This is a genomic window from Lysinibacillus sp. fkY74-1, assembly GCF_053165895.1.
In genome coordinates this window covers 2,546,080-2,571,821 of the sequence record NZ_CP170173.1, presented here as the reverse complement: position 1 = coordinate 2,571,821, position 25,742 = coordinate 2,546,080, and the positions used below count along the sequence as shown (strand labels likewise).

The 25,742-nt window shown below is 33.9% G+C and carries 34 protein-coding genes and 1 pseudogene; 26 read left to right on the top strand and 9 right to left on the bottom strand.

Translation table 11 applies throughout. The annotated features are described in order from the left end of the window. The first annotated feature begins 614 nt into the window (after window positions 1-614). On the top strand, window positions 615-896 hold the full coding sequence (locus ACE1MS_RS12550; protein WP_447402380.1) for a CPCC family cysteine-rich protein: 282 nt from the start codon (window positions 615-617) through the stop codon (window positions 894-896). 198 nt (window positions 897-1,094) lie between these two features. On the opposite strand, the gene ACE1MS_RS12545 is transcribed toward ACE1MS_RS12550, so the two are convergent. Then, a complete protein-coding gene (locus ACE1MS_RS12545) occupies window positions 1,095-1,358 on the bottom strand; it encodes a hypothetical protein (RefSeq protein WP_012294730.1) in 264 nt (87 codons plus the stop codon). A gap of 649 nt (window positions 1,359-2,007) precedes the next feature. Here ACE1MS_RS12545 and ACE1MS_RS12540 point away from each other — a divergent pair. Continuing rightward, a complete protein-coding gene (locus ACE1MS_RS12540) occupies window positions 2,008-2,862 on the top strand; it encodes a malate synthase (RefSeq protein ID WP_447402379.1) in 855 nt (284 codons plus the stop codon). A gap of 243 nt (window positions 2,863-3,105) precedes the next feature. Here the strand turns inward: ACE1MS_RS12540 and ACE1MS_RS12535 are convergent, their stop codons facing one another. Next, a complete protein-coding gene (locus tag ACE1MS_RS12535; protein ID WP_036216456.1) occupies window positions 3,106-3,390 on the bottom strand; it encodes a hypothetical protein in 285 nt (94 codons plus the stop codon). A 236-nt stretch (window positions 3,391-3,626) separates the two neighbouring features. After that, window positions 3,627-4,049, bottom strand: a complete 423-nt coding sequence (locus tag ACE1MS_RS12530; RefSeq protein WP_031416121.1) for a ferritin-like domain-containing protein — start codon at window positions 4,047-4,049, stop codon at window positions 3,627-3,629. A 616-nt stretch (window positions 4,050-4,665) separates the two neighbouring features. Between ACE1MS_RS12530 and ACE1MS_RS12525 the strand changes: the two genes are divergently transcribed. Further along, window positions 4,666-4,938: a hypothetical protein gene (locus ACE1MS_RS12525; protein WP_447402378.1), complete on the top strand. Its 273-nt coding sequence runs from the start codon at window positions 4,666-4,668 to the stop codon at window positions 4,936-4,938. A gap of 144 nt (window positions 4,939-5,082) precedes the next feature. On the opposite strand, the gene ACE1MS_RS12520 is transcribed toward ACE1MS_RS12525, so the two are convergent. Continuing rightward, window positions 5,083-5,463 (bottom strand): hypothetical protein, encoded by a 381-nt coding sequence (locus ACE1MS_RS12520; protein WP_447402377.1) that lies wholly within the window; start codon window positions 5,461-5,463, stop codon window positions 5,083-5,085. A gap of 666 nt (window positions 5,464-6,129) precedes the next feature. On the opposite strand from ACE1MS_RS12520, the gene ACE1MS_RS12515 reads away from it, so the two are divergent. Continuing rightward, entirely contained in the window at window positions 6,130-6,351 is a 222-nt protein-coding gene (locus ACE1MS_RS12515; protein ID WP_036161846.1) for a hypothetical protein, read from the top strand. A 249-nt stretch (window positions 6,352-6,600) separates the two neighbouring features. Next, window positions 6,601-7,320: a hypothetical protein gene (locus ACE1MS_RS12510; RefSeq protein ID WP_197224587.1), complete on the top strand. Its 720-nt coding sequence runs from the start codon at window positions 6,601-6,603 to the stop codon at window positions 7,318-7,320. A gap of 98 nt (window positions 7,321-7,418) precedes the next feature. Here ACE1MS_RS12510 and ACE1MS_RS12505 read toward each other — a convergent pair whose 3' ends face one another. Then, a complete protein-coding gene (locus ACE1MS_RS12505; RefSeq protein ID WP_012294721.1) occupies window positions 7,419-7,622 on the bottom strand; it encodes a hypothetical protein in 204 nt (67 codons plus the stop codon). A gap of 856 nt (window positions 7,623-8,478) precedes the next feature. Here ACE1MS_RS12505 and ACE1MS_RS12500 point away from each other — a divergent pair. Continuing rightward, a complete protein-coding gene (locus ACE1MS_RS12500) occupies window positions 8,479-8,661 on the top strand; it encodes a hypothetical protein (protein WP_236249535.1) in 183 nt (60 codons plus the stop codon). An 8-nt stretch (window positions 8,662-8,669) separates the two neighbouring features. Beyond that, the gene (locus tag ACE1MS_RS12495) at window positions 8,670-8,840 is read left to right on the top strand and encodes a RusA family crossover junction endodeoxyribonuclease (protein ID WP_289448928.1); all 171 of its coding nucleotides are present in this window, start codon (window positions 8,670-8,672) and stop codon (window positions 8,838-8,840) included. 248 nt (window positions 8,841-9,088) lie between these two features. On the opposite strand, the gene ACE1MS_RS12490 is transcribed toward ACE1MS_RS12495, so the two are convergent. Together ACE1MS_RS12490 and ACE1MS_RS12485 are read right to left on the bottom strand one after the other, a co-directional pair. Next, on the bottom strand, window positions 9,089-9,400 hold the full coding sequence (locus tag ACE1MS_RS12490; protein ID WP_031417201.1) for a hypothetical protein: 312 nt from the start codon (window positions 9,398-9,400) through the stop codon (window positions 9,089-9,091). 27 nt (window positions 9,401-9,427) lie between these two features. Beyond that, window positions 9,428-9,760 (bottom strand): hypothetical protein, encoded by a 333-nt coding sequence (locus tag ACE1MS_RS12485; RefSeq protein WP_031417202.1) that lies wholly within the window; start codon window positions 9,758-9,760, stop codon window positions 9,428-9,430. Window positions 9,761-10,192: 432 nt separating this feature from the next. Between ACE1MS_RS12485 and ACE1MS_RS12480 the strand changes: the two genes are divergently transcribed. The 4 genes from ACE1MS_RS12480 to ACE1MS_RS12465 all read left to right on the top strand — a co-directional run bounded on the left by ACE1MS_RS12480 (window position 10,193) and on the right by ACE1MS_RS12465 (window position 12,140). Next, window positions 10,193-11,041, top strand: a complete 849-nt coding sequence (locus ACE1MS_RS12480) for a hypothetical protein (RefSeq protein WP_289448929.1) — start codon at window positions 10,193-10,195, stop codon at window positions 11,039-11,041. 170 nt (window positions 11,042-11,211) lie between these two features. Then, entirely contained in the window at window positions 11,212-11,481 is a 270-nt protein-coding gene (locus tag ACE1MS_RS12475) for a hypothetical protein (RefSeq protein WP_207889186.1), read from the top strand. Continuing rightward, the gene (locus ACE1MS_RS12470) at window positions 11,451-11,780 is read left to right on the top strand and encodes a DUF4355 domain-containing protein (RefSeq protein WP_447402376.1); all 330 of its coding nucleotides are present in this window, start codon (window positions 11,451-11,453) and stop codon (window positions 11,778-11,780) included. The genes ACE1MS_RS12475 and ACE1MS_RS12470 overlap by 31 nt, the downstream gene beginning before the upstream one ends. Before the next feature lie 120 nt (window positions 11,781-11,900). Next, window positions 11,901-12,140 carry a hypothetical protein gene (locus ACE1MS_RS12465; RefSeq protein WP_281487107.1) on the top strand — a complete coding sequence of 80 codons (240 nt, stop codon included), beginning with the start codon at window positions 11,901-11,903 and terminating at the stop codon, window positions 12,138-12,140. Between the two features lie 98 nt (window positions 12,141-12,238). On the opposite strand, the gene ACE1MS_RS12460 is transcribed toward ACE1MS_RS12465, so the two are convergent. Both ACE1MS_RS12460 and ACE1MS_RS12455 read right to left on the bottom strand, forming a co-directional pair. Next, window positions 12,239-12,775 carry a hypothetical protein gene (locus ACE1MS_RS12460; RefSeq protein WP_099806208.1) on the bottom strand — a complete coding sequence of 179 codons (537 nt, stop codon included), beginning with the start codon at window positions 12,773-12,775 and terminating at the stop codon, window positions 12,239-12,241. Then, the gene (locus tag ACE1MS_RS12455; RefSeq protein ID WP_416277628.1) at window positions 12,772-13,506 is read right to left on the bottom strand and encodes a YpjP family protein; all 735 of its coding nucleotides are present in this window, start codon (window positions 13,504-13,506) and stop codon (window positions 12,772-12,774) included. The genes ACE1MS_RS12460 and ACE1MS_RS12455 overlap by 4 nt, the downstream gene beginning before the upstream one ends. Window positions 13,507-13,666: 160 nt before the next feature. Here ACE1MS_RS12455 and ACE1MS_RS12450 point away from each other — a divergent pair, with 160 nt between their 5' ends. The 15 genes and pseudogenes from ACE1MS_RS12450 (at window position 13,667) to ACE1MS_RS12380 (ending at window position 25,583) form a co-directional block, all read left to right on the top strand. Further along, window positions 13,667-14,092 carry a hypothetical protein gene (locus tag ACE1MS_RS12450; protein WP_416277629.1) on the top strand — a complete coding sequence of 142 codons (426 nt, stop codon included), beginning with the start codon at window positions 13,667-13,669 and terminating at the stop codon, window positions 14,090-14,092. Window positions 14,093-14,311: 219 nt separating this feature from the next. Further along, window positions 14,312-15,099 (top strand): annotated as a pseudogene (locus ACE1MS_RS12445) (siphovirus ReqiPepy6 Gp37-like family protein). 82 nt (window positions 15,100-15,181) lie between these two features. Then, on the top strand, window positions 15,182-15,910 hold the full coding sequence (locus tag ACE1MS_RS12440; RefSeq protein ID WP_416277630.1) for a hypothetical protein: 729 nt from the start codon (window positions 15,182-15,184) through the stop codon (window positions 15,908-15,910). Window positions 15,911-16,126: 216 nt separating this feature from the next. Then, window positions 16,127-16,324, top strand: coding sequence for a hemolysin XhlA family protein (locus ACE1MS_RS12435; RefSeq protein ID WP_416277631.1), 198 nt, complete (start codon window positions 16,127-16,129; stop codon window positions 16,322-16,324). Between the two features lies 1 nt (window position 16,325). Continuing rightward, window positions 16,326-16,586 carry a phage holin gene (locus tag ACE1MS_RS12430; protein WP_089987110.1) on the top strand — a complete coding sequence of 87 codons (261 nt, stop codon included), beginning with the start codon at window positions 16,326-16,328 and terminating at the stop codon, window positions 16,584-16,586. Beyond that, entirely contained in the window at window positions 16,583-17,251 is a 669-nt protein-coding gene (locus ACE1MS_RS12425; RefSeq protein ID WP_416277632.1) for a M15 family metallopeptidase, read from the top strand. The genes ACE1MS_RS12430 and ACE1MS_RS12425 overlap by 4 nt, the downstream gene beginning before the upstream one ends. A 260-nt stretch (window positions 17,252-17,511) precedes the next feature. Further along, on the top strand, window positions 17,512-18,357 hold the full coding sequence (locus tag ACE1MS_RS12420) for a discoidin domain-containing protein (protein ID WP_416277633.1): 846 nt from the start codon (window positions 17,512-17,514) through the stop codon (window positions 18,355-18,357). A 129-nt stretch (window positions 18,358-18,486) separates the two neighbouring features. Further along, window positions 18,487-18,711, top strand: coding sequence for a transcriptional regulator (locus ACE1MS_RS12415; RefSeq protein WP_289448945.1), 225 nt, complete (start codon window positions 18,487-18,489; stop codon window positions 18,709-18,711). Then, window positions 18,705-19,025: an aconitate hydratase gene (locus ACE1MS_RS12410; RefSeq protein WP_416277634.1), complete on the top strand. Its 321-nt coding sequence runs from the start codon at window positions 18,705-18,707 to the stop codon at window positions 19,023-19,025. The genes ACE1MS_RS12415 and ACE1MS_RS12410 overlap by 7 nt, the downstream gene beginning before the upstream one ends. 351 nt (window positions 19,026-19,376) lie before the next feature. Continuing rightward, on the top strand, window positions 19,377-19,802 hold the full coding sequence (locus tag ACE1MS_RS12405; RefSeq protein WP_031416085.1) for an acyl-CoA thioesterase: 426 nt from the start codon (window positions 19,377-19,379) through the stop codon (window positions 19,800-19,802). Window positions 19,803-19,814: 12 nt separating this feature from the next. Continuing rightward, window positions 19,815-20,189: a DUF423 domain-containing protein gene (locus ACE1MS_RS12400; protein ID WP_197149590.1), complete on the top strand. Its 375-nt coding sequence runs from the start codon at window positions 19,815-19,817 to the stop codon at window positions 20,187-20,189. 146 nt (window positions 20,190-20,335) lie between these two features. Further along, window positions 20,336-21,667: an SPFH domain-containing protein gene (locus tag ACE1MS_RS12395; protein WP_031416084.1), complete on the top strand. Its 1,332-nt coding sequence runs from the start codon at window positions 20,336-20,338 to the stop codon at window positions 21,665-21,667. A 14-nt stretch (window positions 21,668-21,681) separates the two neighbouring features. Next, on the top strand, window positions 21,682-22,785 hold the full coding sequence (locus ACE1MS_RS12390; RefSeq protein WP_031416082.1) for a hypothetical protein: 1,104 nt from the start codon (window positions 21,682-21,684) through the stop codon (window positions 22,783-22,785). A 468-nt stretch (window positions 22,786-23,253) separates the two neighbouring features. After that, window positions 23,254-24,459: an EAL domain-containing protein gene (locus tag ACE1MS_RS12385; protein ID WP_031416080.1), complete on the top strand. Its 1,206-nt coding sequence runs from the start codon at window positions 23,254-23,256 to the stop codon at window positions 24,457-24,459. Between the two features lie 254 nt (window positions 24,460-24,713). After that, the gene (locus tag ACE1MS_RS12380) at window positions 24,714-25,583 is read left to right on the top strand and encodes a GNAT family N-acetyltransferase (protein WP_031416078.1); all 870 of its coding nucleotides are present in this window, start codon (window positions 24,714-24,716) and stop codon (window positions 25,581-25,583) included. The last annotated feature ends 159 nt before the right edge of the window (window positions 25,584-25,742 follow it).

The window sequence follows — 25,742 nt, the reverse complement described above, 5'->3', positions numbered from 1 at the left end:
TTTTATTAACACTAAACCCACTTTATATACGTTCTTAAACATTACTGGCTAAACTATTAGGACAGTTATTCAACGACATACATCTCTCAATCTCTTCTTCTAATTACTATTTTAGGAAACTTAGTATGAATTGTATAGAGACAAATTGAGAATAAAAAATTATTGTTGTCACAGCTGGTGAGAATCAAGTGATTATTTTTGAGGAAAAGTGTGCTAAAGGCGCAGATGAAGAAACGAATACAGATAGCAAAGTAAAGACCAGAAGCTCAAATGAGTTACTGGTTATTTGTTGTGTATTATGTATAAAATATAAATTTAACCATTAGGCTGTATAACTTCCTAGTAAATCATTATACGAGTAGGCTTAAAAAAGCCGAGAAAATAAGCTATAATGTAATTCTAGAGAACTAGTAATGGGGCAGATTTTATCATAATTTTAAAGCAAGGAAGATGGAGATACAGTAGTTTACTCTCCATATCCCATTTCATATTTAGAAGATTGAGAGGGCTTGTATCAGTAGAACAAAAGTCCATTTGGTGAAAAAATGTATTTGGGTAGGCCAAGTAAAAAGAAGTATGATGTTATTTACTTATAAAAGTATTGGAGAAATTATATGAAATATACTTGTCCTTGTTGTGGATATAGAACATTAGGCGAAGAACCACCCGGAACTTATGATATTTGTGAAATTTGTTTTTGGGAAGATGATGGAATTCAATTTTCTGACCCTGATTGTATAGGAGGAGCTAATATTCCATCCTTAAGGCAAGCACAAAAAAATTTTATTGAATTTGGAGCTTGTGAAGAAAGATGTATTGAATTTGTAAGAAAACCTAATGAAAAAGACGAAAAAGACCCTAATTGGAAACGTATAGATTTCCAAGTTTTGAAATAGAAAAAATTTACCGTTATATGACGGATGAAGAACTTGCACAAAATTCAGAAGCGATAAATGATGATCTACATGCAATTTATTATGAAAATGAGCTTCATGTACAATACCCACCATGGGAAAATTGATCCATATAGTTCCTTAAAGAAAACCCAGGTACTTGTGTATCTGGGTTTTTATTCTTTTTCAAATTGCTATCATTTAATTTAATTTAGATAAAGTATCTATAATGAAAATCAGGATCATAAGTCCAATTACAATTACGAAAACCTTACCTGAAGATTTTTCATTTTGCACATCATTTTGAATTTCGTTACGTATTCTCTCTGACACTTCTCTCGTTTTTTTCGTTGTTGTTTTATCTTCAAAAATTGTATTACAATACTCACATTTCACAAATACTAAACCATCTCGATATACTTTTTTAAAAGGAGTATTGGCTAAACAATTAGGACAATTATTCATACATTCCACCTCGATTTATCTATCTTCTATTTACCATTTTAGGAAATTTGACATGAATTGTATATATAAATAAAATAAGTCATCAAATTTATGGAAGAGTATTTAATATGATTAATAATGCAAATATCAGATTTATTTTTGACTCATGAAGTATGTTTGACACGAAAGGATAAAAGCTTTAAAAATATTGCGATAGAGATACACCTGATTTCAGCGAGATATTTTTGTGGCTATCAAATAGTGAATTACTAAAGGTATACGATGAAATTTTAAAAGCCCAGGTACTCAATTAATTTTGAGCCGGGGCTTTTTCTGACTAACAGTTCTTCAGTTATAGATAAAATCTAAACTATTTCAGAGAATAATTTTTAATTTTAACCTATGATAAAATGAGTTGTCAATAATAAATTTGTGGAATTACTAAAAAAATGTTATAATAATGTTACAATTATTTTTAAAATCGTATTTTTGAATTCTGAAGTCCTTTTTGCTGATAGAGTTTGGGTACGTTTTTTTAATATCCTTTTATAAGCCAAAGAAAAAATCAAAACAATTATGTGAGCTTTTAAGGAAGTTAGTTGAAAATAAATTTATTAATTTACTATCTAATTGTAATTAAGTTTTTTATTCCTTAAGGAGGACTAAAATAATGAATCTAATCAATAAGAAAGTTACACACAAGCGTTTTGGTATAGGTAGTATAGTGAAGCATAACGATTCTAGTATTGAAATCCATTTCGCATCGGAAAATAAAAAGTTTGTTTATCCGGATGTATTTGGAAACCATCTAATATTACATGATAAAAGTGATGCTAAATTACTTGAAGAAATTATACAAAAAAAGGAAAAAGAACGAAAAGAAGAGGAACTAAAAAAGGAGGAGGAAAAAAAACAACAACGAAAAAATTTGGCACTTCGCTTGGAACATGAAAAACTTATGAAAAACCATAAACTACATCCATCCTCTCAAATGGTTTTTTGGTGTGACACAAATGAACAGAATAGTGCTTTTTCAGAGTGGAAAGTTTTTTCAGGAATATTGAAAAGTGGTAATAACATAGGAAAGCCAAACAAGCCGAGCCGATTGCACCCAAATAGTGCTGTCGTCTTAACAGCAATAGATCCCAAAATGCCTGAAAAAGACAGACGTATTTTAGGTGTCTATATGGTGAAAGAAGATTTTGTTGGTAAAATTTGTGAAGATGGATACATTCCAGCTCATTCCTTATACAGAATTCAGCTTACAGAACAAGAATCGAATCAGTTACTTTTCTGGAAATATTATATAAACGAAAAATCCCCTGAAAAAATAATATGGAAAACAGGTAAATATCGTTATTTTGAAAATTTGTGGATGGCACAAATTTTGCTTGATATAGTTTCGTTGAAAAGTGATTCAAATGAACGGGAGCTGGCACAACAATTTTTCAAACATTTTTGTAAAATGAATCAGATATCAGCTCAAGAATTACCAAAACCAGATGGTGCATTAATGCGTATTTAGACATTAACCCAAATATTATGAGGATGACTAAAAACCACTCTTGATAGAGTGGTTTTGAAATTAGATAAGGCATGTTCAAACAGTATTGTAGCAATGGCATCATACGTAAATGGTTTAGGTACAGTTACATTCGTTTCTGGTGATTCGTGGAAAGCTACTTCATTGAGCATGACAAAGAAATAAATTATTCAAGGGACGCTCATATTGAGTGTCCTTTAATTTTTTGATACTAACTGGTTTGTATTAAAAATAATGAGATGGCTTTTTTTTATTATTTAAATACTGTTCTCTTACTAATTGTGCGTAGTCCTTTACTATTTTAGAAAGTGTGTCAGTATCTACAGAAGGAAGTGAAGGCATAATTTCAAAAAGTTGAGGGTCAAAAGATAAGGTTTTTCCTTTATATGTAGCAATAATTATTATTTTTATGAATCCAATATCCCCAAATGTTTTGTAGTGCTCACTTGTGATTAGTATCTCTTTTTGAGGGTGCAATTTAACCCATTTTCTTACACGGAATTTTTCCATTGAAACACCACTCCAATTATGATAATTTAACACTTTATATTTTATCATTAATTCCTATAAAAGGGTGCTTATATATGTATAATTTTAACTTTTAAAATAATAATAACCATTTTTATCGAGGTGTAATATGGGGTAAAAACAACTAGTTGAGTTATACACTATCTTGATTGGCGGTTGTAAGTAATTCCTGATAATCAATAAAAAAAACCGACCATTTAGTCGGTAATATTTCATTATCAATATTGGTTAATAAAGAATAAAAACCAAACTGCGTGATTCTGTTCATCTGAAGCATTGGAACTGAATTGATTACTAATATAAGGAATATTATATTCTCTAGCAACACGATGATAAAATTCCACGGCTTCTTGTTCATCTTTAAATGCCGTTAAAATACCACTCTTAAAGTTCTGTGGCAATGTTTCGTTTATTTGTAGAGTTGGTTGTTGAGCTGTAAGGTAAGTATAGGTATAAACAAAACCTTGGTAATGTCTTATTTCATCTTTTTGTATTTCTAGTATACGATTTTTAACTTCCTCATTTGGAGCAAGCTTTGCCAATTGTTCATAATATCGAATAGCATTATATTCGCCGTTAATGGCTTTATTAAGGTCGAGAATTAATCTATTGTTTGAAGTTGGTTGTACAGTGTATTGCAAAGGTTTACCCTCCTTTTTTATATTTTAATGTCACCTTTTAAGGTTTAGGAGAAGCTCTAGTAATCGACTTTTTAACTTGCATTAATTCATTTATTAAATAGTCTATTTGCTTTTGAAGAGCCTTTACTACCTTAGATTGATCACTGGATTTGAGGATTTTGGTTATTTGTTTTTTTTAAAGCATTTGATGCTAAACCTGCTGCAACAGCAGATAGGCCATCACCCAAAGTGAATTATTTTTGGTCATTTCAATCAATAACCTCTTTACTTACATAGTGATGAATTACCACAACCGTATTCTATGTATTGCGTTACATAAAGGTGACAGCTCACAATCGGGTTACAGACGATACAGCATACAGATGAACAAATAATGAGGGGGAGAACCATTCATATTAGTAAAAATCGAAGAAATCTAAATATAAAGCGCCTTTGCCGATTCAATAATTTGCTCATATAACTCATTGGCTTTCTTGAAAAGACTATTTAACAACAATTGGGTATAAGGGTGCCCATATAGAAAGGCTGTAGCATGTTCACGCTTCTGCTCGAATTGGTTTATGCCCTTTGATGGCTTGTCAGATAAGTCATGATAGCTCAGCTTGAAGGCAAACCTATGCTAAAAGAAAGAACACTACCAAAGGCAGCAATCGGCTTAGGCGATCCAATTATGCAGGATGCAATTAGACGTTCGAAAAATAGGAAACATGTTACTGAGTATGAAAAGAAGCTTTTTGAGGTTCAAAATTTAAACGAAGGAGTTGCTGGTGATAGAGAGGTCCAAGTGTTGAACTGGATGTTAGACGGCAAGTCCCAGCGATGGATAGGGCTACACATGGCTCTATCAGCAACAAGCATTAAACGTATTAAGCATGCATCGTTAAGATGATTGCATGAATTGGGGCCTTGGCTCCTACGAATTAATTGCCACAATTAAAGAGTGTGGCAATTAATAAGATTTATATTTAGGTATCAGTTATAACCTTCACGCAAATTAATAATAAATACTAATCATGGTATATATTATTCGTCCTCAAATACCTGTTTTATATTTAGAGATATTTTTTTCCTTTTCAAAAATAGAAGTATTCTGTTCATATTTTTGGGGATTAGATACCTTTTCAAGCTCTTGTATCAACATATCCTCTATATCTATAGACTCTTTCATGTTTTCTTTGGTTTGTTTTACCTCCTTAACAAGTACTCTAACTAATTTTTGTCCATTCGATTTCACAAGATATGTACGTATATATCCATCTTCATATCTGGTTTCCAATTTAGGTTTGATATTTTTTTCATTTTCGTCTTCATCTTTGTTTTTAATTCCAAATAAATCTAAGAGGCTTTCATTTTTTATATTTTTATTTACCTCAGTTTTCAAATAATTTAATGTATTATTGGTTTGGATTTTCATCAATAATTCTCCTTAATTACAAAATATTTTAAATTAAACACTTTGAAATAGGTTTAATTTAGTATTTTTTATACGTTATTATACCTTATATAGTTAAAAATTGGAGGTTTTTGAAAATTCATTCAGTGCTTTTAACATCAGTTTGCTGATATACAAATATTATAGCATTCATGACTACACTATAATTTGTTCATGTACAAATGTAATAGATGTATAAATGTTACATTCGTTACACATTAGGTATTTAAAATCTTTTCTTCTTGTAAACTGGAGGGGAGGTTGGAGACAGAAAAATGTTTCCTCTCTTGGTATTTATAAAAAACCTAACTATTAGGGAAAGACATACTTACGAGCGGCCAGTGCTGAACAAACTTGTTCGAAGCATCCCATACAACGCCAGCCCATTTTTTTAAGAGATTAAGTAATTCTAGTAAATCAAAAAGCCGCCGAGTCCGAGTGTAACAGTACCATTCATAAGCTTAGAGGATTCGAGAAAGCAATTTAGTGCAAAATAAAGTTTGATAAGTATCGTTATTATTTTAAAGTAATCAAATTTGTTTTGTATTTAAGTAAGAAAAATTATATGCGAAATTTATCAATGTGGTAAAATAAACCATAATAAAGTATTGAAATAACAGAAAAGATATTTAATAGGAGGTTGAGTGTATGAATGAAGAAAAGAATAATAAAATACATATTTTAGCGATATTATTGATGATATCGTTATTGGTTGCGGCGTTTGTAATTTTTTTCTTAGGTCATTACATGGTGGGTTCTATTTTATTTGTAATTTTTATGCTGATTTTGAATGCTATTAGTAGTTGGCAGAAAATGAAAAATGATGAGTACATCCATTTGAAAAATTTTAAAAATAATGAGAAATGGTAATTGGCAGGATTGAAAATCATCATTATCAAAGCCCAGGTACTCATAAATTTGAGCCTGGGCATTTTTAATGAACATATGTTAACTCTATCTTTTTAGAAGATAACGACAATTTATCTACTTATTCAAATGTCATTGTCCAATTTCCGTCGGCTGAAATATCAAAGAAATAAAACTAGCTATGATAACTATTATTACAGCTCTGGTGAATTCTCCCCAAATTATGTATATTTGTGTATGAGGAGGGATTAGATGCAAAGAGTTATTCACCTAATAATCATTTCGTTGGTTGGAATATATTTCGTGTATGGTTTGTCTAGTATATTTTTAAACACCCAAGGAAATACAGCTGCGGACTTTATAATTTTAGCTATTTTATTAGTACTAGTTGCTCTATTTGAGGGATTTTTAATTCAACTTTATAGAAGAAAATATAGTGCTAAAGCTATAAAAGCACGCAAAGAAAGAGAAGCTAATAGAAAGAGAGAACAATTCGATGCAGAGAGTAAAGTACTTGGTTCAAGAGCTCGACAACAACTATTCAATGCAGATTTATGTATTAAAGTAAAACATACAGCTGGTTTACCAATTGCTGAAGGTGCTGAAACCTTTGTTTACAGATGCACAGATAAGGTCATTTTTGAGAGGGGTCAAGACACAATCGAGTTAGATATAAATAAAGTTACCGATATTCTAATAAAAACAGATGTTGAGATTCAAAAAAGCTGGGTAAGTAATGCTGGAAGAGCTATAGCGGGGGATAATATTTTTGGTTCGTTAGGTGCTATAATTGGAGGACTAGAAAAAGAAAAAACAAGTACTGTCATAGAAAAGTATTTAATTTTTGCTTATGAAAAGAATGGTGGGCAAAAATATATATCTTTTGAAGTCACTAAAGAACCTAATGCAAACTTATTTAATTCAAATTATTACAATCTCTCCCATAACGAAAGAAGATTTACGAGTCTATAGAGTGCCAAATTGGTGCTCTTTTTTGTATTTGAAATTAGTTTTGAATAGTATAGAAAAGAATTGTAAATGCGGCTACAGAACAACAAAAACCAAGACAGCTACATGCCGTCTTGGTCTATTTTCATTTCTAATAATACTTGTTTTCGTTCTAAAATCAATTCCATAATCTCATCTAAATCTTCTTCTAAAGCATAATTTTTTATAAAGCTGCGCGCGCTTGATCGTGCACTAATGTATTTTGCTCCCTCCTTATTCTTCTCTTGCCAACGATTATTAACTTCGGTCTGGGAATTCCCCTCCATCTTAACCCTTCCACAGTTAAGATTCAGTTTTGATTTTAGAGGCTCCGGGCACTCGAAAGAGATACACCAAACCTTAAAGTAGTGTTTTCGGATGTGGGACATTAACATCCTGAAACCTATAAATATATTGATTATCTTGAAAAAGAGCTAGGGCCTGTTACAAGAATTAAGCCTGACTATAGCCAATGGTGAAAAGAAGTTGTATCAGAAAAGATTATCAAGCAAGCGTTAGAAGTACTGCATCCAACAGGTAATCCATTTTTATGTATGTGGAAAGGTCGTTTCCCTTCAACAATGGCAAGGTTTTGTACAGTTGAACTAAAAGTTAGACCGATGTTTGACCAAATATATGTACCAATCTTTGAGGCTGGCGACAAAGTAATAAGTTGGCAAGGAATTAGGGCGAATGAAAGTTTGAGACGATCTCTAAAATGGATGAGACAGAGGAAACGCCAGAAGGTTACACAATCTATCGGCCAATACTCAATTGGGATGTATATGACGTTTTTTAGCAGCATGATAAGCACGGTATTGAGCCAAATCCACTGTAAAAACAAGGTATGGGGCGAGTTGGTTGTATGCCATGTATCAATAGTAAAAAAGAAGAACTGTACGAAATTGTTAGACGATTCCCTGAAGAAATTGAGAGGGTGGCTGCTGGGGAGAGATTGTTTCAAAAGCACCTAAGCGTGGATTTGCAACTTTCTTTCAAGTGATGACAGAGGACATGGAATCCATGATGTAGTTGAATGGTCAAAACGACTTATGGCGGAGTACAATGCGACCTTTTGAAACTGATGGAGGAAGTTCCGATGTGTTCAAGCCAATATGGTTTGTGTGGAATAGGAGGGCAAACATGAACGTACTCACATTTGAAATACCAGGAGTCATACAACCGCAAGAACGACCTCGATTTAGTAGAAGTGGTAAAAATGTTGTCACACATGACTCACCAAAGAGTAAGGACTTTGTAAAGCTCGTAGCATGGCAAAATAAGCCGTCTGAATTGATTACAGGGCCGATTAAACTACAAGCTTAATTGATCTAATGCCACCGAAGAAATACCATACAGGACCCAAAAGAGCTCTAATAGCTAGAGGTGAATTACGACCTACAACGAAACCCGAAGCGGATAACCTGATTAAGGACAAAAAGGATTGGATGAGTAAAATCATCTGGCATGATGACGCACAAATCGTTGAAATTAAATGTTCGTAGGTTTTATTCGGAGCAGCCTAGAGCTGAGGTGACGATAGAATGGCACCAAAAATAGAGAGTCGATACATCTGCTACTTGAAATGGCAGGGAATATTGGGTGAAGAGCTGGTGGGTTGCTAGGGAAGAGGAAAGTGGTTAGTTGAAAGATAAAGCTACCTCGAATAGACCGTACTGTATTTCGGTAATCGAGGTAGGTTTAGCATGGAAAAAGTATAGCTTTGTTATAGAAGTAGAGGTGTTAAAATGACTTAAATTATTGCATATACATTAACTAAGAAAGTGCCATTAGGTCCATCCGGATTAGCGATATAAAGTGATGTTTGAGAATTTACTTCAGTTCTATTTCCACTCATTACATTGCTATAAATTACAGGATCTGTACCAGCACAAACATCTTGCATTACATTAAAAGTATAATCGTCACCATCTTCAATTTCCCATTTAAGTGACTTGGTGTTTTCAGGAAGTACTAAAGTACTAAAATTCCCACTTGATCGATTTTTTTGGCCAGTAAGTGGAACATCTTGCGATTTTACTCGAGCAATTAATTTTTTTTCCATTTTATAATCCTCCATTTCACAATTTTATTAATTGAAATTTGCGTAAACGCTAACTAAAAATTGTTCTGAAGCTCCAGTAGGGTTAGCTATATAAAGTGAGTTTTCACTTTCATAACCTGCTGTTGATGAACCATTTTTTAAACCCTTAAAAAGGACAGGGTCGATATCGGCACAAAGATCTTGCATTACATCAAAAGTAATGTCATTTAAAGCATTCCCATCTGCATCTTGAACTTCCCATGTGAATGACTCAGTTTCAAGAGAAGGAATTAATAGGGTATTAAAATTCCCACTCGAACGATGATTTTGACCCTTTAGCTTATTTTTCTCAGATAAAACAGAAGCAAGTAAATCTTTCATTTTTTATTCTCCTTTGTTATGTGATTAGGTGTTACGCCAACTATTGTTGGTGTATTTTTAAAATAAATGCGTGTAAATAAGATGAAGAAATTTAAATTTGTGTAAAAATTAGTTAATTATCTAGATATATGATTAAGATGGAAAATATAAAAAAGCTGCAGCGTTTGCAGACGCTACAGCTCGAATTGGTTTATGCCCTTCTAGGCTAGTCAGATAAGTCATTATACCACAACTTAGGAGGGGCAACCTATGTTAAAAGAAAGAACACTAACGATTACACCAGATGCTTTAGATTCAATGTTGATTTTCATCATAAGAGTTTATTAAACTACATCCTTTCTTCGTGGTTAATTTTTTTGGAAGTGATTTTATTATTGGGTATTTATGCTAAAATTTATATAGCATTAATGTAACAATAAAGGAGAGGGTTGTATGTGGCATCTGGGGTTAACAAACAACAATAAAACATATAGTTTAGCAAGACAAAGGTTCTCGAGTGATATAGATATAATGTATCTTACAGACAATAGTGAACATGAAACATACTATTTAATATCGCCTCATTTTAGTGACTTGCCAGAAGAAGATTATGTAAAAGCATACTACAAGGCACTGTCTTTTGTTCGTTTAATAAATGGGTGTTTACTTTTAACGGGTGATTACTTACTGCAAGCGGATAATTATTTGACTAATTTTGATGATTCATATACTGCTTTACGTAGGGGAAAAGAGGTATATGGCAGAAGTCTTATCGAATATGAGCAGATTGTAAATCCGTTCGAAAATATACAAATAGAGGATTTGGAAAGCAACTCATACCTAGCTAACTGTTTAACTATGGTTAAACATAATCAAAAAGTTAGAAGAGTAATTGGCCTATTATATCTATATCACAGAGACAATTTATATCTTTTAGTAAATGCCTATAAAATCTATGAAATTATTCTTGCTGATTTAAGTATTCAGAGAAATGCAAAGGAATATAAAAAAATTCGTACTACCTTATCAAAAGAGATTTTGCCTTATTTGGATTATTTTATCTTAGGAGATTTTACTCACTATGCAAACACTACAGCAAGTTCTGATGGAACAGAGGTGACTGGTATATTCTCGCGTCACGGAGAATCTGAAAAAGTTTATAATAAAAATCCTATAGATCTAAAGGAGCTTGATTTCAATTTGAGAAATTTAATCAACAGTTGGTTAAGTATAAAAATAGAAAATCAAATTGGTAAAGTCCTTAAGGTAGAATATCAAAGAAGTGATATTTTTGATATATAAGTTAACTTCATATAGTTTTTTGGGGTAAAAAAATTCTACAAAAGCCATTCATTTTGAGTGGTTTTTTATTTTGTCTTTATTCTCGCAGACGCTATAAAGAACGAGAACAAATAAACTTTCCAACAGTTTAGGGATTCATGAGAGTAACTAAATTGGGCAAGGAGGAAAACATGGCACGCAATCTATTCAATCTTAAAACTTTATTACCTTTAGATATTCAAATGCTTGCAGACGGTGGCGAAGGAACTCCCCCAACGGAAAACCCACCATCAGGAGATGACATAAACGGTCAAGAGTCTACATTGACACTTAAATCGGTTCAAACTTTCCTGAACGAAAATGCGGAAGGTAAGAGCTATTTCTTCCATAGAAACTGGAAGAAGAGATTTCTAAACGCTATCCACCTGAATTGGAGGAAGCAAAACAGTTACGTGATTTAAAAGCACAATTTGAACAGTCTCAAAAAGAAGCTGCACGAGAAAAGCTAGTGAATCCAGCACTGTCCACTGCTACCGAAAAGAGCTTACCGAGTAAATTAGTAGGGTTCTTTGTAGGCGATGATGCAGAAAAGACAACTACTAATCCAAATGCTTATGGACGAGAAGGGGCAGCTATTGGGCGAAACAACCGAGTCGACGGACTAGAATGGCTGGAAGTACTTACAGACGTCGCACAACATATGAAGATTTACGATATAGATCTCATTATGTCGTGGACGCCTAATGTACAAAGCTTTTAAGCAAGGTTCCATGTTACAGGTTGTTGACAATTACGACAACATGGCTCGTATGGCTGTATTTCATCGTATCGCCGCTGGATTACGGACAATTTAAAAGGCACGACACATAGAGATCCATATTTGTATTTAGCGAGTATGGGGATTACAAAGGAACAATTCAAACTACATATAAAGAACGGTTTAGAGGAAGTAAAAGAGACACAAGAAGCAAAAGTAATGCTTAATGATGCTAAGACTATCCCTGCTGTGATTACAAATAGTAGGACGCATGTACAAGTACGTGAGCTTGCAGGTTTGCTAGGATTGAAGATCGTTTATAACAACGAAAGCAAGATAACAAAATTCTATGAAGTAAAATAATTGTAAAGGCCCAGGTACTCAATTTTGAGCCTGGGCTTAATGTGTCCAATTTACAGTAAACTTTTAAAGTTTAGACTTTGAACAATTTTATTGCTTTTTTAATTAATTTCGTTAATTATGCGATTTATCCAATTAGTAACTAACAGATCTCTCTCTTCGAAAGTTATATTACTTTGCATCTTTAGACAGTGTAAATCTTTTTGTAGTTTTGGCAACTTTTCTCTTAAAGTGAAATTATTTTCAGATTCCTCGTCTATAAAAATTAATTTTTGGTCATTCACTAATGTTTGGTATACTCGGCCAGAATACTCTAGGTCATCAATATAAACATTAACATGCCCTCTAACCTTAGGGTGAACATAAACATGATTTCCTTTAAGTTTAGAGAGTGAATACATGAAAGCCTCTAATCTCATTTTATTAATATAAAATTTGTGGCCGTAATAGAGCTGTTTGTGTTTCTTTGGGTTAATATCAAATACCTCATATCTAACACAAATATCTGTTTCCTTAGGTCGTTTCTTATTAGTCCAATGAGAAAAAGGTAACAGCCGTTCTTTTACTAAATAATCAATATTACTATGATCTAAATCACACCCGTAGCTTAATATAAAAACTTCTTCATGTTCATTCACTTAATCGGAGTCCCCCATGCAGGTAAGCTATTATGTCTTAAAAGTGTTTGTTCATGATGATATTCAAAACCATCATATTTAAGGTGGTAGTGCCAGTTGGTTACAGTTTTATTTTGTTCAAGGCCTACATGTCCTCTCATGATAGAATTACCATTTTTTCCGTAAATTTCAAAAACGTGGTCGCCTTGTCTAATTCCATTTGCCCCAGAACCTTCTGGTCCTACGAATTTAGAATAGCCATGTTTATCAATTTCTTTTTCAGCTGCAGCTATCCATTTATCCTCAATTTTATCTTTTACTTCCTTACCAATCTCTTTTTTTATTTTATCACCCATTTTCTTTTTAAGTGCATCTTTAATCAATACTCTGATTAATACATTTGCTAAACGGGGTTGAATGTTATCATTGTTAGTTACATTCTGTGAAACAGCAAAGGCATTTAAAGTTACCGATGGATAATTAATATCATAAAAATATTTTAGTAATGCAATATTTTGATCTTCAAGACCATATGAATTAAGGACAGTAATATCAGCATTTTCAAGAAATAAACTGCTATTTTCAGAAATAATATCTAAACTTAATTGTATATCATCTTCTGTTAAACTTGTTTCTTGTCTAATTAAATCTAACCCATTTTGAGTGTTGGCAGAGCTAGTTAAAGGTAAAGTTAATTGAAGAATTAATGTAAATATTATTATTATAGATAATTTGTTAAATATTTTTTTCATTTTTGACTCCTTGTATTTCAATTTTATTAATATTCCGGAATATTAAGGAAATTATCTCATTTTAATTAATATTTTTCAATAATTTCCTTAAAGAAGGATAATTCCTAATATTTACAATATTCTTTTTGGATAATTATCTTCTTATCTAATAGATGAACGTATGAAAGAAGATTTATGTGGTATCGTTTATTCGCTTATTAACGTACCTACAAGCGTGTTTCAACAACAATGGGATTATTGGTTTAATCTTAAAAAACAGACGCTTGAGGATGATATGGAAGCGTGGCAATTACAGCAGAAAAATGACTTTGAGACGTGGCAAGCAATTAGGAAACAAGAATATTTAACTTGGATTGAATCGATTAAAGATATATTGGATGAAAATGTAGCAGCTAATTTAGCAGCTAGAATAGCAAGTTTAGAGCAAACAGTTAACCCACATATAGCTGATTTAGTTAAACATAATAATTACGGAAATGCTACTGGTACAAATACATTAGTTGTCACGTTAACGCCTGCACTGAGTACTCTAATAGAAGGTTTCACCTTACGGTTTAAAAATGGGCGCAACCACTTTGAAGGTTAATGGTCTAGGTGCTAAACCTCTCAGAAAAAATGGTGGTATTGCATTAAGTGCTGGTAATTTAAAAGCCGGTGGCATATACGCTGTCACTTAGGATGGAGCGTCTTTTCTCTTAGCGGATGAAGGGGGGAATATGGTAATGCGGTAGAAGGGGACGCACGTAAAGGAAAAACAATAGGGACTGCAGGTGGTGTTAAGACTGGTACTTTAGATTTGACGAATGTGAATCCTGAAAATATACGTCAAGGGATCATCATTGATGGAGTAACTGGTAACTTAGGTATTATAGGGGCTGGTGAAAATCAGATATTACCTTGGGAATGGAACACAACGCCAAGAGTAACGTCCGAATCTAAACCTTATTGGCTACTGTCTGATTATGGATTAGGTTGGAACAATGATCTTGATTTGAAAAATAAACGTTTTGTATTTGTTGTGAAAGAAGGAAGAAACTTAGTAGCCAATCAAACGGGGCTGCCACAAGCTATTTTCTCGACAGAGTTTGAAACAATTGAATCCCTAGAATACACCGAAAGTGATTTGGATTATAAGAACTTCGCAGTCGTAGCAGGTCAGGGTGAAGGCATTGAGCGCAGAATTATTTCGATTGGTGATGCTGCAGGTGCTGACCGTTATGAAATGTTTGTGGATGCCAGGGATGTATCAGAGGAAGACGATAAGGGAAACCCTCGTCCAGATGAAAAAGTTATAGCTGATTTAAACAAAAGTGGTAATGAAAAGATGTCAGGGCATGCTCAAGAAATTTACTTAAGTGGCCAGATACTGACTACATCACGTTTGATATTCGAAAAGATTACAGTGTAGGCGATATGGTGACGGCCCGTGATAAAGGTTGGGGCGTTACTATGGATACAAGAATTACGGCAGCAACAGTGATTTGCGAATATGGCAAACGAAAGGTTGCGGTAGTTTTTGATAATGATAAGCCTACCTTCATAAGTAAGATGAGACGAGAGATTGATGCATTCAAATATGAATTAAAGAAGTAGACGCAGCATAGGCTAGCGTTATTTTTTATAGTATTGCAGGAAATCATTCCCTTCTGTAAAGTAGATGAAGGGAGGTTTAATTATGATTAAAAATGTAAAAACAATTTTAAATGAACTTGGAGCAAACGAATTATTGGTTGCTATGTTTTTATTGCTAATTGGATTAGTGATATTTTCTTTGAAAAATTACGATAAATCGGAATATGAAATTGTATTATCTAATTATTTCAATAAATTATTAGTATTAATATCTAAGTCAATACCTGCATATATAATAGCTTTTATAATTTTTACTTTAAGTGTTGCCTTTAATAATGATGGAGTTGCCTTTATTGATGTAATGTTTATGAGTTTAATAGCTATTTCTATAATATTTTTTATTCATATTATCACTATTCAATGTATAGGTTTTACGGCTATTAAATATGATTATTTTATTTATATTGAAGAGAATTCAAAGAAAAGAATAATTAAATTAATTAATAATGAAATTATGATGGTTGAAAACACGGATACACATGAAATTGAATTTACAACAAAGTGGAAAGATAGTAGGATTAAAAGAGAAGTGTCAAATAGAGGTATATTTCAGGAGCTTTATAATGATTTGAAATATAAAAAAGCCATATGGCTTAGTTTATTCTTATTAATTTTTATTGTAATACTCTTTGGAATCGGAATATTATCCAATAATATAGGCTATACAATAATTTTTATATTCTTAGCATATATTCTGTTTATGAATTTTTTTTCTATTTGGATAAATATTTTATTTAATAAATTAGAAAAGATGATTATTAGAAATCCATAAACAAAGGCTGATAGTATTAGCAATTAACTATCAATACATCTATTCAATTTGAATGGTAATCACAAAGAGAAGACTAATTAATAATCCAGTAGCACTCTCAACCGATGGTGCTTTTTTATTGCCTTCCACAATCATCTGTGGAGGGCTATTTTTATACAACAAGACCTAGCAATGCACTGTGCCGAGCAGTGCTATTTTTATTTGTGAGGTGTTGACATGGATCAACGAATAGAAAGATTAGAAACTGATATGACTGATGTGAAAACACGTCTTGCTGTAGCTGAATCGAATATCAAGGAAATTCGAGAGGATTTAGGCGAGACTAAAGACAATACAATTTGGATATTGAGATTATTAATTGGCGGTCTCGCAAGTGCAGTATTGGCTTTTATTATTCAAGGAGGATTGATGTAATATGAAAATCAACTGGAAAGTACGCTTACAACATAAACAATTTTGGGTTTCATTAATTGCATTACTATTAGTGCTCGCTAATCAAACAGCGGGCATTTTTAATGTCGATATTACGATTTACAACGCACAAATCACAGCCATTTCAGAGACTGTATTAAGCATTTTGGGATTACTTGGTATTATCATCGACCCGACTACAAAAGGTACCTCGGACAGTGAGCAAGCATTGAATTATGACAAGCCAAAGGGTGATGTGAAATGACAAGCATTACAACAACCTGCCGAGATATTTCTGAACTATTACCAGCAGCACAAACTGCCTGTCGATTGTTGTTCCAAGAGTACTTTAAAGCAGGTATTAAGAACGTCTTTATTACTGAAACATATCGCTCACAAGAACGACAGAAGTACCTTTATGCACAGGGAAGAACTCGACCAGGGGAGATTGTCACTTGGACACTAGACAGTAACCATAAGTCACGATTAGCGTGGGATATTGCTGTTGGTCCTCCACAGTCTTTATATGATGTAGTAACCCTAAGTCGAGTAGTTGCTAATGCACATAGACTTGGTATTACATGGGGGGGAGATTGGATAAGTAAAATTGATCGTCCCCATTTTGAGGTTAAGCCAAATTGGATTATACCGAAGGGATACAAAATTGAAGGACAAGTAATTATACCAACCAATTGTAAATACCAAGTGCAATTAACTGTGGAAGGCAATACGACTAAACCAATAGCAAAGGATGATGACACAATGAAATTCACAAGTACAACCGCAAAAGTTGCAGTCCGTGATTATATTCAACAAGTAGTCGGTAAAGGATTGATTGATAAATCTTGGTTGGAGAAATTCGATAATGGAACTATGACTAGTGGTGATTTTGAAGGGTTGAAGATTATCATTGCGCAACGTATCAAATAAAGAAGGTATTATTCCCAATTAACACTTGAAGGGTGTACAGTGAATCGATGACTACTGATTGTTTAGTAGGAGTGTATACCAAGATTCAACAAAGCTTATTTTGTTAAGTGAGGTATTTATATTATTAATTAGATGGCTTGGATAAATATATATACAATCGATAGGGCAATGTGATTGTACAAACCTTAATTTACACGAAATCTTATTATATATTTTCTTGTTGAATTTAACTAAAATTCAAATATAAGGAGTGAATAATTATGAAAAAAATTTTATTAATGTTTTTAGTTAGTATTCCATTTTTTATTTTTTCTACAATCGGGGATGCACATGCAGCAACAGGTAATCCTACAAGTTTAGTACCAAAAATGACAGCAGATAATGCTCCAAGTGGTAAGGCAACAAGTAGTTCTGAATGGTTCAAACCTTATCTTGCATTTGATGGAGTACCTGATTATGCATCAAACGGAGGATTTCATGCATGGGGGACATCTCAAACAACAGGATGGCTTGCATATGAATTCGATCAACCTAAAATATTAACTAAATACGTTTTATTTTATGGTAAACACCAAAGTAGTAATCCAGGATATACATTTAATTTACCTAATTCTTGGACTTTCGAAGGGTCCAATGATGGTGTGAACTGGGTAGAACTTGATAAAGTCAATGATTATACTACTTGGGAAGATGGAGAAAATACATTCACAATATCTAATAATCAACCCTTCAAACATTTTAGAATTAATGTTACTAAAAATAATGGTAGTGTTTCAAATCAAGTAAATCTTACTATTCATGAACTACAACTTTGGGGTTATGATAGTACAGAAAAACCGAACCCCGAACCAAATCCTGAACCTAAACCAGATCCTACACCTGAACAAAATAGAGCTATCTTAGTAATATCTTTAATTACAGGAATAGAGAAAGAGTATGATTTGAGCCTTGAAGAAGTGAATAGTTTTATAAATTGGTATGAATTCACTACTGGTGAGAAGTCTTATGCTATTAATAGAACAAATAAGAATAAAGGACCCTTTAAATCAAGAAAAGATTACTTTGTACATGACAAAATATTAATGTATGAAGTTAGTGAATACTAATAAATCATGTGGACTAGGACAATAAATTTTGTTCCTAGTCTTTTTTTATTTCCACAATACTCGTTAAAATACAAACGTTTGTTCTAAAATAATACAAACGAATGTTCTTGTTTTGAGGGGTGTGGAATGATGAAAGAACAACTAATTAAAGCAATGCAACGGAACCAATTTTTGAACATGATGTATATGGCTAAAGACGGCACAGTGTCACAAAGGCGTATTAAGATTATTAAAATTGTTGGTGATTCGTTTCAGGCGTATTGTTTTACAAGGCAAGCCAAACGCACATTTATGATTGATAGTGTATTAGCAGTTGTTCCAATCAGCCACAAGGAACGTTCAGTTGTATGCTGAAACCTGAACAACGGAAAATTTTTCATAAATTTTTAATTCTAGAAATGGCAGTTCAATCATTGCAACGTGACTTCCCGATAATTGAAAATCTAAAAATGAGTAAAGTTTATTTACCAATCCTTGAAAGATTACTAAAGGACATAACGCATGATTATTACGATTCAAAAAGATTTTTGGCAAAAGACAAAATAAGATTAGTAAAAGTAGAAAAGATAGACGAGTATTTTAGTGATGTGGATAGAGCCAAGGTTGTATTGCAAAGTTCAATATTTGGAGAAAACAAATACTGGGTCACTACGAATTGTATCCTTTAAAGGATTTAATTTTGGTAAAATTCCAGAAGCAATAAACTAATAACCAGGCGCTTGGATGAGTGCCTGGTTTTAATCATTTACATCAAATTTTTCTCGTGTAAAAATAGGTATCATTTTTGATTTCCAGCACCTGCCCAGTATCTTTTATTTTTAAATTTTTGTACCCCAGTGTACCCCAATTGAGTGGGGTACAACGGGTAAAAACGGAAACCAACATCTATTACCAAATATTTTTCTGATTCTAATCTCTAATTTTTGTAAAAATGAATTTATTAACTTTTTCTAATCAATAGAGCAAAAACCCCACCAAACCAATACTTTTACGCTATAATGTAGGACGAGGTGAAGAAAATGTTTGTGAGTGAAAAACAGATTGAGATTCGATATGCAGAGACAGACCAAATGGGCGTTGTCTACCATGCCAACTATATAATTTGGATGGAGATTGGGCGTACGCAGCTTGTAAGTGATGTGGGCTTTAAGTATGCGGCGTTAGAAGAAGATGGTTATGTATCACCGGTTATGGATTTATCGATTTCCTATAAGGCTGCGATGCACTACGGACAGGTGGCAACGGTTCGTACTTGGGTAGAAAAGCATGACCGCTTACGAACAACCTATGGCTATGAAATTTTACATGAGGATGGTACAGTGGCGGCCACTGCACAGTCTGTACATATTTTAGCACGTAAGGATACATTGCGTCCGGTATCTTTAAGTAAGGTGGATCCTGCTTGGGATGCAAAATATAAAGAAATTGCCGTTGTGGCAAAATAGGAGAGAGCCTAAATGGAAATGTTTTTAGCGTTAGGTGCGATTTTGGCCTGCCTTGGTGTTATTTTAGGTGCATTTGGGGCCCATGCTTTAAAGGATAAGTTTGCATCGCCCCATTATGCAGCTATTTGGGAAACAGCAGTTCAATATCAGATGTACCATGCATTAGGGATTATCGGCTTAGGTATTCTTTCAAATGAGACGCTTCTAGGAAGTTCTAGTCTGCTTTCATGGGCGGTATATCTAATGTTTACTGGGATTGTTTTCTTTTCTGGTAGCCTGTATGTCCTTGCCGTGACAGGTGTGAAAAAACTAGGCGCGATTACGCCCATAGGGGGAATGTTATTTATTATCGCTTGGGTACTTGTAGCAATTGCGGCATTCTCTTAAAAGAAAACGAGACAGTTCTCATAGGAGCTGCTCGTTTTTTTATGTGCGAATAAAGAAAAGTGAAACAATTTGTCTGATTATGCGTATTACATATTGTTTATAGATGATAAAATAAGCTAAATATCAATGTGAAGGTGGGAAATCAAATGGGTTTATTAAAAGCGGGAATTGGCGCGTTATCTGGCGTTTTAGAGGATCAATGGCGTGAATACTTCTATTGTGAGGCATTATCAGCGGATGTGCTTGTGACAAAAGGTGTGAAGCGCACGTCCAAACGAGGATCCAATAAAGGGAATGACAATATAATTAGTAATGGTTCTATTATTGCGATAAACGAAGGGCAGTGTATGATGGTCGTTGAGCAGGGGAAAGTCGTAGAGTTTTCTTCGGAATCAGGCGAGTATGTTTATGATACGTCAACTGAACCTTCAATTATGTATGGCTCAGACCTGTCTCAGGGGATTATGGAGACTTTTAAGCAAATTGGCAAACGTTTTACATTTGGAGGAGAACCTGCGAAAGATCAGCGAGTTTACTATTTTAATAAGAAAGAAATAGTGGGGAATAAATACGGAACACCTGCACCTGTCCCTTTCCGTGTGATTGATCGCAATATTGGTTTAGATATTGATATTGCTATTCGTTGTCATGGCGAATATTCATATAAAATTATAGATCCACTACTATTCTATACAAATGTTTGTGGCAATGTAGAGCGTGAATATACAAGGGCTGCTATTGATAGCCAGTTGAAGTCAGAATTAATGACAGCTCTACAACCGGCGTTCGCACAGATTTCTGCTAGCGGCGTTCGCTATAGTGAAATACCTGCCCATACTGCTGCATTAGCAGAGGCTCTTAACAAAGTATTATCGGAGAAATGGCTTGCAACACGCGGATTAGCTGTTGTGTCTTTTGGTATTAGTACACTAAAAGCATCAGAAGAAGATGAGGCTATGATTAAGCAACTTCAACGCAGTGCTGTAATGCGTGACCCTGGAATGGCTGCGGCTCATTTAACAGGGGCACAGGCAGAAGCGATGATTGCAGCTGCCAACAATGAGGCGGGTGCAATGACAGGATTTATGGGCATGAACATGGCGGCACAAGCAGGTGGCATTAATGCTAGTCAGCTTTATCAAATGAATGAACAAAATAAGCAAGCACAAATGGCTCAAGCGGATAGGCAAAATCAATCAGCAAAAGAAGATAATTCATGGACATGTACATGTGGTCATGAAAATACTGGGAAGTTCTGTTCCAATTGTGGGACGGCAAAACCGGTTGAAGAAGGTTGGTCATGTGCATGTGGAGCGGTGAATAAAGGGAAGTTCTGCAGTGAATGTGGGACAAAAAAACCTACAGGAGCGTTATTATACGCATGTGATAAATGTGGATGGACACCAGTAGACCCTGCAAATCCACCTAAGTTCTGCCCTGAATGTGGCGATGTGTTTGATGAAAATGACGTGAAGTAAGGAGAGGATGATTCATGTCAACGCAAGAAGTTGAGAATGTCAAACAAGTAAAGCTTGATTTTGATGCAGAATGTCCATCATGCAGCGCAACAATTGAATTTAATCCTGCCACAGGTAAGCTAGCTTGCCCATATTGTGGCTTTGAGACAGAAATTGCAACTCCTGAGCAAGAGGAAGAAAAAGTTGCTCGAGAAATGGACTTTTTAACAGCCGAGGAACGTGGCAATTTCAATTGGGGTGTAGAGAAAAAAACAGTCATCTGTGAAGCCTGTGCCGCGGAAACGATATACGATGCGTTGCAAGTGGCCGACAGTTGTCCTTACTGTGGTTCCCATCAGGTCATGGAAGCGAGTGCTGAAAACACACTAGCACCAAATGGTGTATGTGCTTTTGAAGTAACGGATAAGCAAGCTGGGGAACATTTTCAAAAGTGGATAAAAGGTAGATGGTTTACACCGAAAGCCGCCAAAAATAGTGCTAGGCCTGATGCCTTTAAAGGGGTCTATCTTCCATACTGGACGTTTGATACGAAAACAAGCTCCAGATATTCTGCCCGATATGGACGACATCGCACCGTTACAGATAAAGATGGGAAAACACATACGGAAACAGATTGGTATTCCACAAGCGGCTTTTATCAGGAATTTATCGACGATCATTTAATAAGTGCAACTACTCGCTATGATCAGAATATGATGCGAAAAATCGAGCCTTTTAATCTTTTAAACAATAAGGCTTATAAACCAGAGTATGTATCTGGCTTTTTATCTGAACGATATAGCATCGGCTTACAGGATGGCTGGAATCAAGCCAAAAGGGATATCCATGATCATCTTCATGCGCAAATCACTTCAAAAATTCGTTGGGAAAATAGCGCGGATGTAGTATCGAATTTACGTTTTTCGACCAATCATGATGATATTACATACAAATATTTAATGTTACCGATTTGGTTATCCTCTTTCCGTTATAAAGAGAAAATTTATCGCTTTATGGTCAATGGGCAAACGGGTCGAGTGGGTGGAGATGCTCCTATATCACCACTTCGTGTAACGATAGCTGTTATCTTATCATTAATGGTAATAGCAATCATTTGGTATTTCTTCATGTCTGAATAATGACGAGCAGTATTCCATCAGGGGCGTAATTGACCATTTGGAATACTGCTTTTTTCATAAAATTGTCCATCCATGCTGGGTAAATGACTACTTTATGAATTATTATCATCTATTATCCCAACCACTAGTGACACTCGTAGCATAAATTAATATGAATAGGGAAAATGAGCGAACAGCCATGAACCAATAACATGTTCATGAGAACAAAAGCATAACATGACAAGATGGCGTAAAAAATAACCTTTTCTGTTAATAAGTCGTCGGAAATGATGGGAAATTATGAGTATGACACCTAAGTTGATCTGAAAATTTCTATTAGATAAGCTATAAATGTTAAGAAGTGAAGTTGCGATTTTACAATAAACAACTTATTATACAGTCAGAGAGCATTTTTTAAGCTATTTATAGACTATATATTGTTATTTTTGAATAACAAATAAAAGGTTATTCATAATGGAGGTTTCGAAGATGGACGCAATTGAAGTGTTAACGAATTTAGATCAAATACATGGGTATTATCAGCCGATATTTAGCGCAGATGCGCATACGGTGATAGCCTACGAAATTTCCGGACATCTACAAATTGAAGGTCAGCAAATTAATTTAAAGGATTTTGTCAATAATGAGGACATTCCAGAAGAATACCGAATAGATATGGAACATAAAATTTTGCATGCAGCACTCGCCCAAATTGATGAAATTGCATCTGATATTGATATTTACATTCCAAGTAACCCTAATTTATTGATGCAGGATTTTGGTGAGAGTCATTTTAATATCATCCAACAATATATTGGAGAAGAAGATTTACACAGAATCGTGTTTGTCGTATCTGAGCATCGATTTTTAGGCGATATTAATAAATTGCACCATGCACTGCGGTATTTTACGACATTTGGGGTAAAAATCGCTGTACAAGAGGTCGGAGCTGAAAGTCATTTAGAGCATATTGCATTATTGGCCCCCCATATTTTAAAAGTCAACACACGTGATTTAAATTATGATTCTTGGTCTGCTCAATCCGATATGATTTCTGCTATTGGCAGTCTTGCTTATAAAATAGGTGCCAATCTTTTATTCGAAGATATTGAAACGGTTTATCAGCTACAATTTGCTTGGAAAAACGGAGGACGCTATTATCAAGGTCCTTATTTAGCCAACCCTGCTAGAAATCTTGTCGATAAAGATGTATTAAAGGAACGATTTAAAAAAGAATGCCAGCAATTTATTACGTCTGAAAAGAAAATGCTAGAGGCGCAATTTTTGCAGCTAAAGAAATTAAGAGAAGAGTTGGAGGCTATTGTTCACCGTGTGAAACCAACGAGTGATAATGCCTCACAATTAGAGCATTTAGCTGAATTACTGGATAACTATTCTTTTAGACTATACATTTGTAATGAGGATGGTTTCCAATTAACGCCTAACGTCATGCGAATAGATGGAAATTGGGAGTTGCAGCCACGTGCCATCAACAAAAATTGGAGCTGGCGCCCATACTTCTTACAAACGATCATTAAAATGCGAAACGATCAAAGTGGGGAAATCTCTGAGCTTTATCGTGATATTGAAACAGGAGAAATTACAAGAACCTTTTCAATCGCCATCAACGAACATGAATACTTGTTTGTTGACCTTTCCTATGACTATCTTTATGAGCACAGTATTTTTAGGTAAGCCTAGAAATGCTTATATAGCAAGGTTTGTGGGGTATAACTTATGATTGTACCCCAAAATGATTGTTTATCATAATAGAGTTTGTACATTACCAGTTAGAAATAATATTTTGAGTCAGATGATGAAGTAGCCGAAAGGTTGCTTCTTTTTAGTTATATGTAAAAGTATTGTTTCTGCAACGATAGAGTAGTTTCATTGAATAAAGGTAGATGGTAAATTATGATAATAATAGAAATAAAATAGGGGGATTTTTCATGTATACTGACAATAAAATAGAATTAAAATTAGTGGAATTTGATAAATATGATGTCTTAGGCTTAGTAGAACTTTCTACATCAGTTGGCTGGGATTATGATGAATATGAAGTAAGAACCGTTATGGCATCTGGAAAAATATACGGACATAAAAATACTGTGGGGAAAATTGTTTCTAGTGCTGCAATTATACCTTATGATACTAATTTAGCTTCAATAGGTATGGTTATTGTTAATGAAGATTATAGGGGCTTAGGCTTAGGCAAGAAGGCCACTCAGAAGTGTATAGACAGTGTTTCTCAAAATACCTCAATCATGTTAATTTCAACCGAGGATGGAAAACCTTTATATGAAAGATTGGGTTTTAGTACGGTTGATTCTGTACATAAATATTTAAGTGATAATTATATTCCAACTAATTTGTTTAATCATCCTCAAATTACTTTAGAAAGATACAAAGAGGAAGAAATTCATAAAATTATTGAATTAGATTCTGCTGCATTTGGAGATAAGAGGGGGGAATTGCTTCTTAATAGGATAAATCAATCAAAACAATGTTTAGTTGTTAAAAATCAAAATGGGAAAATTATTGGATTTGGATTATCTATATTAGGTCCAGAGAATCTATTAATAGGACCTATTGTAGCACCAAATTCACAAACAGCTGCTTTAATAATCGATGGGTTAGTTATTAATCATCAAGGGAAGATAAGGATTGATGTGCCATCCAGTAATGACGAGTTAATGTTGTTCTTGGAGAAAAGTGGATTTATTAAAGTTAGTAATCCTCCAATAATGATAAAGAATTCTATTAAAATGCCATATAGGAATAAAGAGTTGTTTGCTATTGCTGCACAAATTTTTGGTTAGAGATATCAATATCCTTTGTTCATGTAACGTTTGGAACTAATATAAGGGGAAAAGGTAATATGGTAAAAAAAATAAAGAAAGTGTGGTCTTAGGAAAAAATTGATGATTACTTTGATTCCAAAACGGATCATTATTTAACTATTTATAATGGGATAAAAT

Bases quoted from the DNA above. Each gene is read 5' to 3' on its own strand.
- ACE1MS_RS12550 (WP_447402380.1), top strand. From the start codon at position 615: ATGAAATATACTTGTCCTTGTTGTGGATATAGAACATTAGGCGAAGAA.
- ACE1MS_RS12545 (WP_012294730.1), bottom strand. From the start codon at position 1,358: ATGAATAATTGTCCTAATTGTTTAGCCAATACTCCTTTTAAAAAAGTA.
- ACE1MS_RS12540 (WP_447402379.1), top strand. From the start codon at position 2,008: ATGAATCTAATCAATAAGAAAGTTACACACAAGCGTTTTGGTATAGGT.
- ACE1MS_RS12535 (WP_036216456.1), bottom strand. From the start codon at position 3,390: ATGGAAAAATTCCGTGTAAGAAAATGGGTTAAATTGCACCCTCAAAAA.
- ACE1MS_RS12525 (WP_447402378.1), top strand. From the start codon at position 4,666: ATGCTAAAAGAAAGAACACTACCAAAGGCAGCAATCGGCTTAGGCGAT.
- ACE1MS_RS12520 (WP_447402377.1), bottom strand. From the start codon at position 5,463: ATGAAAATCCAAACCAATAATACATTAAATTATTTGAAAACTGAGGTA.
- ACE1MS_RS12515 (WP_036161846.1), top strand. From the start codon at position 6,130: ATGAATGAAGAAAAGAATAATAAAATACATATTTTAGCGATATTATTG.
- ACE1MS_RS12510 (WP_197224587.1), top strand. From the start codon at position 6,601: ATGCAAAGAGTTATTCACCTAATAATCATTTCGTTGGTTGGAATATAT.
- ACE1MS_RS12505 (WP_012294721.1), bottom strand. From the start codon at position 7,622: ATGGAGGGGAATTCCCAGACCGAAGTTAATAATCGTTGGCAAGAGAAG.
- ACE1MS_RS12500 (WP_236249535.1), top strand. From the start codon at position 8,479: ATGAACGTACTCACATTTGAAATACCAGGAGTCATACAACCGCAAGAA.
- ACE1MS_RS12495 (WP_289448928.1), top strand. From the start codon at position 8,670: ATGCCACCGAAGAAATACCATACAGGACCCAAAAGAGCTCTAATAGCT.
- ACE1MS_RS12490 (WP_031417201.1), bottom strand. From the start codon at position 9,400: ATGGAAAAAAAATTAATTGCTCGAGTAAAATCGCAAGATGTTCCACTT.
- ACE1MS_RS12485 (WP_031417202.1), bottom strand. From the start codon at position 9,760: ATGAAAGATTTACTTGCTTCTGTTTTATCTGAGAAAAATAAGCTAAAG.
- ACE1MS_RS12480 (WP_289448929.1), top strand. From the start codon at position 10,193: ATGTGGCATCTGGGGTTAACAAACAACAATAAAACATATAGTTTAGCA.
- ACE1MS_RS12475 (WP_207889186.1), top strand. From the start codon at position 11,212: ATGGCACGCAATCTATTCAATCTTAAAACTTTATTACCTTTAGATATT.
- ACE1MS_RS12455 (WP_416277628.1), bottom strand. From the start codon at position 13,506: ATGAAAAAAATATTTAACAAATTATCTATAATAATAATATTTACATTA.
- ACE1MS_RS12450 (WP_416277629.1), top strand. From the start codon at position 13,667: ATGAAAGAAGATTTATGTGGTATCGTTTATTCGCTTATTAACGTACCT.
- ACE1MS_RS12440 (WP_416277630.1), top strand. From the start codon at position 15,182: ATGATTAAAAATGTAAAAACAATTTTAAATGAACTTGGAGCAAACGAA.
- ACE1MS_RS12435 (WP_416277631.1), top strand. From the start codon at position 16,127: ATGGATCAACGAATAGAAAGATTAGAAACTGATATGACTGATGTGAAA.
- ACE1MS_RS12430 (WP_089987110.1), top strand. From the start codon at position 16,326: ATGAAAATCAACTGGAAAGTACGCTTACAACATAAACAATTTTGGGTT.
- ACE1MS_RS12425 (WP_416277632.1), top strand. From the start codon at position 16,583: ATGACAAGCATTACAACAACCTGCCGAGATATTTCTGAACTATTACCA.
- ACE1MS_RS12420 (WP_416277633.1), top strand. From the start codon at position 17,512: ATGAAAAAAATTTTATTAATGTTTTTAGTTAGTATTCCATTTTTTATT.
- ACE1MS_RS12415 (WP_289448945.1), top strand. From the start codon at position 18,487: ATGAAAGAACAACTAATTAAAGCAATGCAACGGAACCAATTTTTGAAC.
- ACE1MS_RS12410 (WP_416277634.1), top strand. From the start codon at position 18,705: ATGCTGAAACCTGAACAACGGAAAATTTTTCATAAATTTTTAATTCTA.
- ACE1MS_RS12405 (WP_031416085.1), top strand. From the start codon at position 19,377: ATGTTTGTGAGTGAAAAACAGATTGAGATTCGATATGCAGAGACAGAC.
- ACE1MS_RS12400 (WP_197149590.1), top strand. From the start codon at position 19,815: ATGGAAATGTTTTTAGCGTTAGGTGCGATTTTGGCCTGCCTTGGTGTT.
- ACE1MS_RS12395 (WP_031416084.1), top strand. From the start codon at position 20,336: ATGGGTTTATTAAAAGCGGGAATTGGCGCGTTATCTGGCGTTTTAGAG.
- ACE1MS_RS12390 (WP_031416082.1), top strand. From the start codon at position 21,682: ATGTCAACGCAAGAAGTTGAGAATGTCAAACAAGTAAAGCTTGATTTT.
- ACE1MS_RS12385 (WP_031416080.1), top strand. From the start codon at position 23,254: ATGGACGCAATTGAAGTGTTAACGAATTTAGATCAAATACATGGGTAT.
- ACE1MS_RS12380 (WP_031416078.1), top strand. From the start codon at position 24,714: ATGTATACTGACAATAAAATAGAATTAAAATTAGTGGAATTTGATAAA.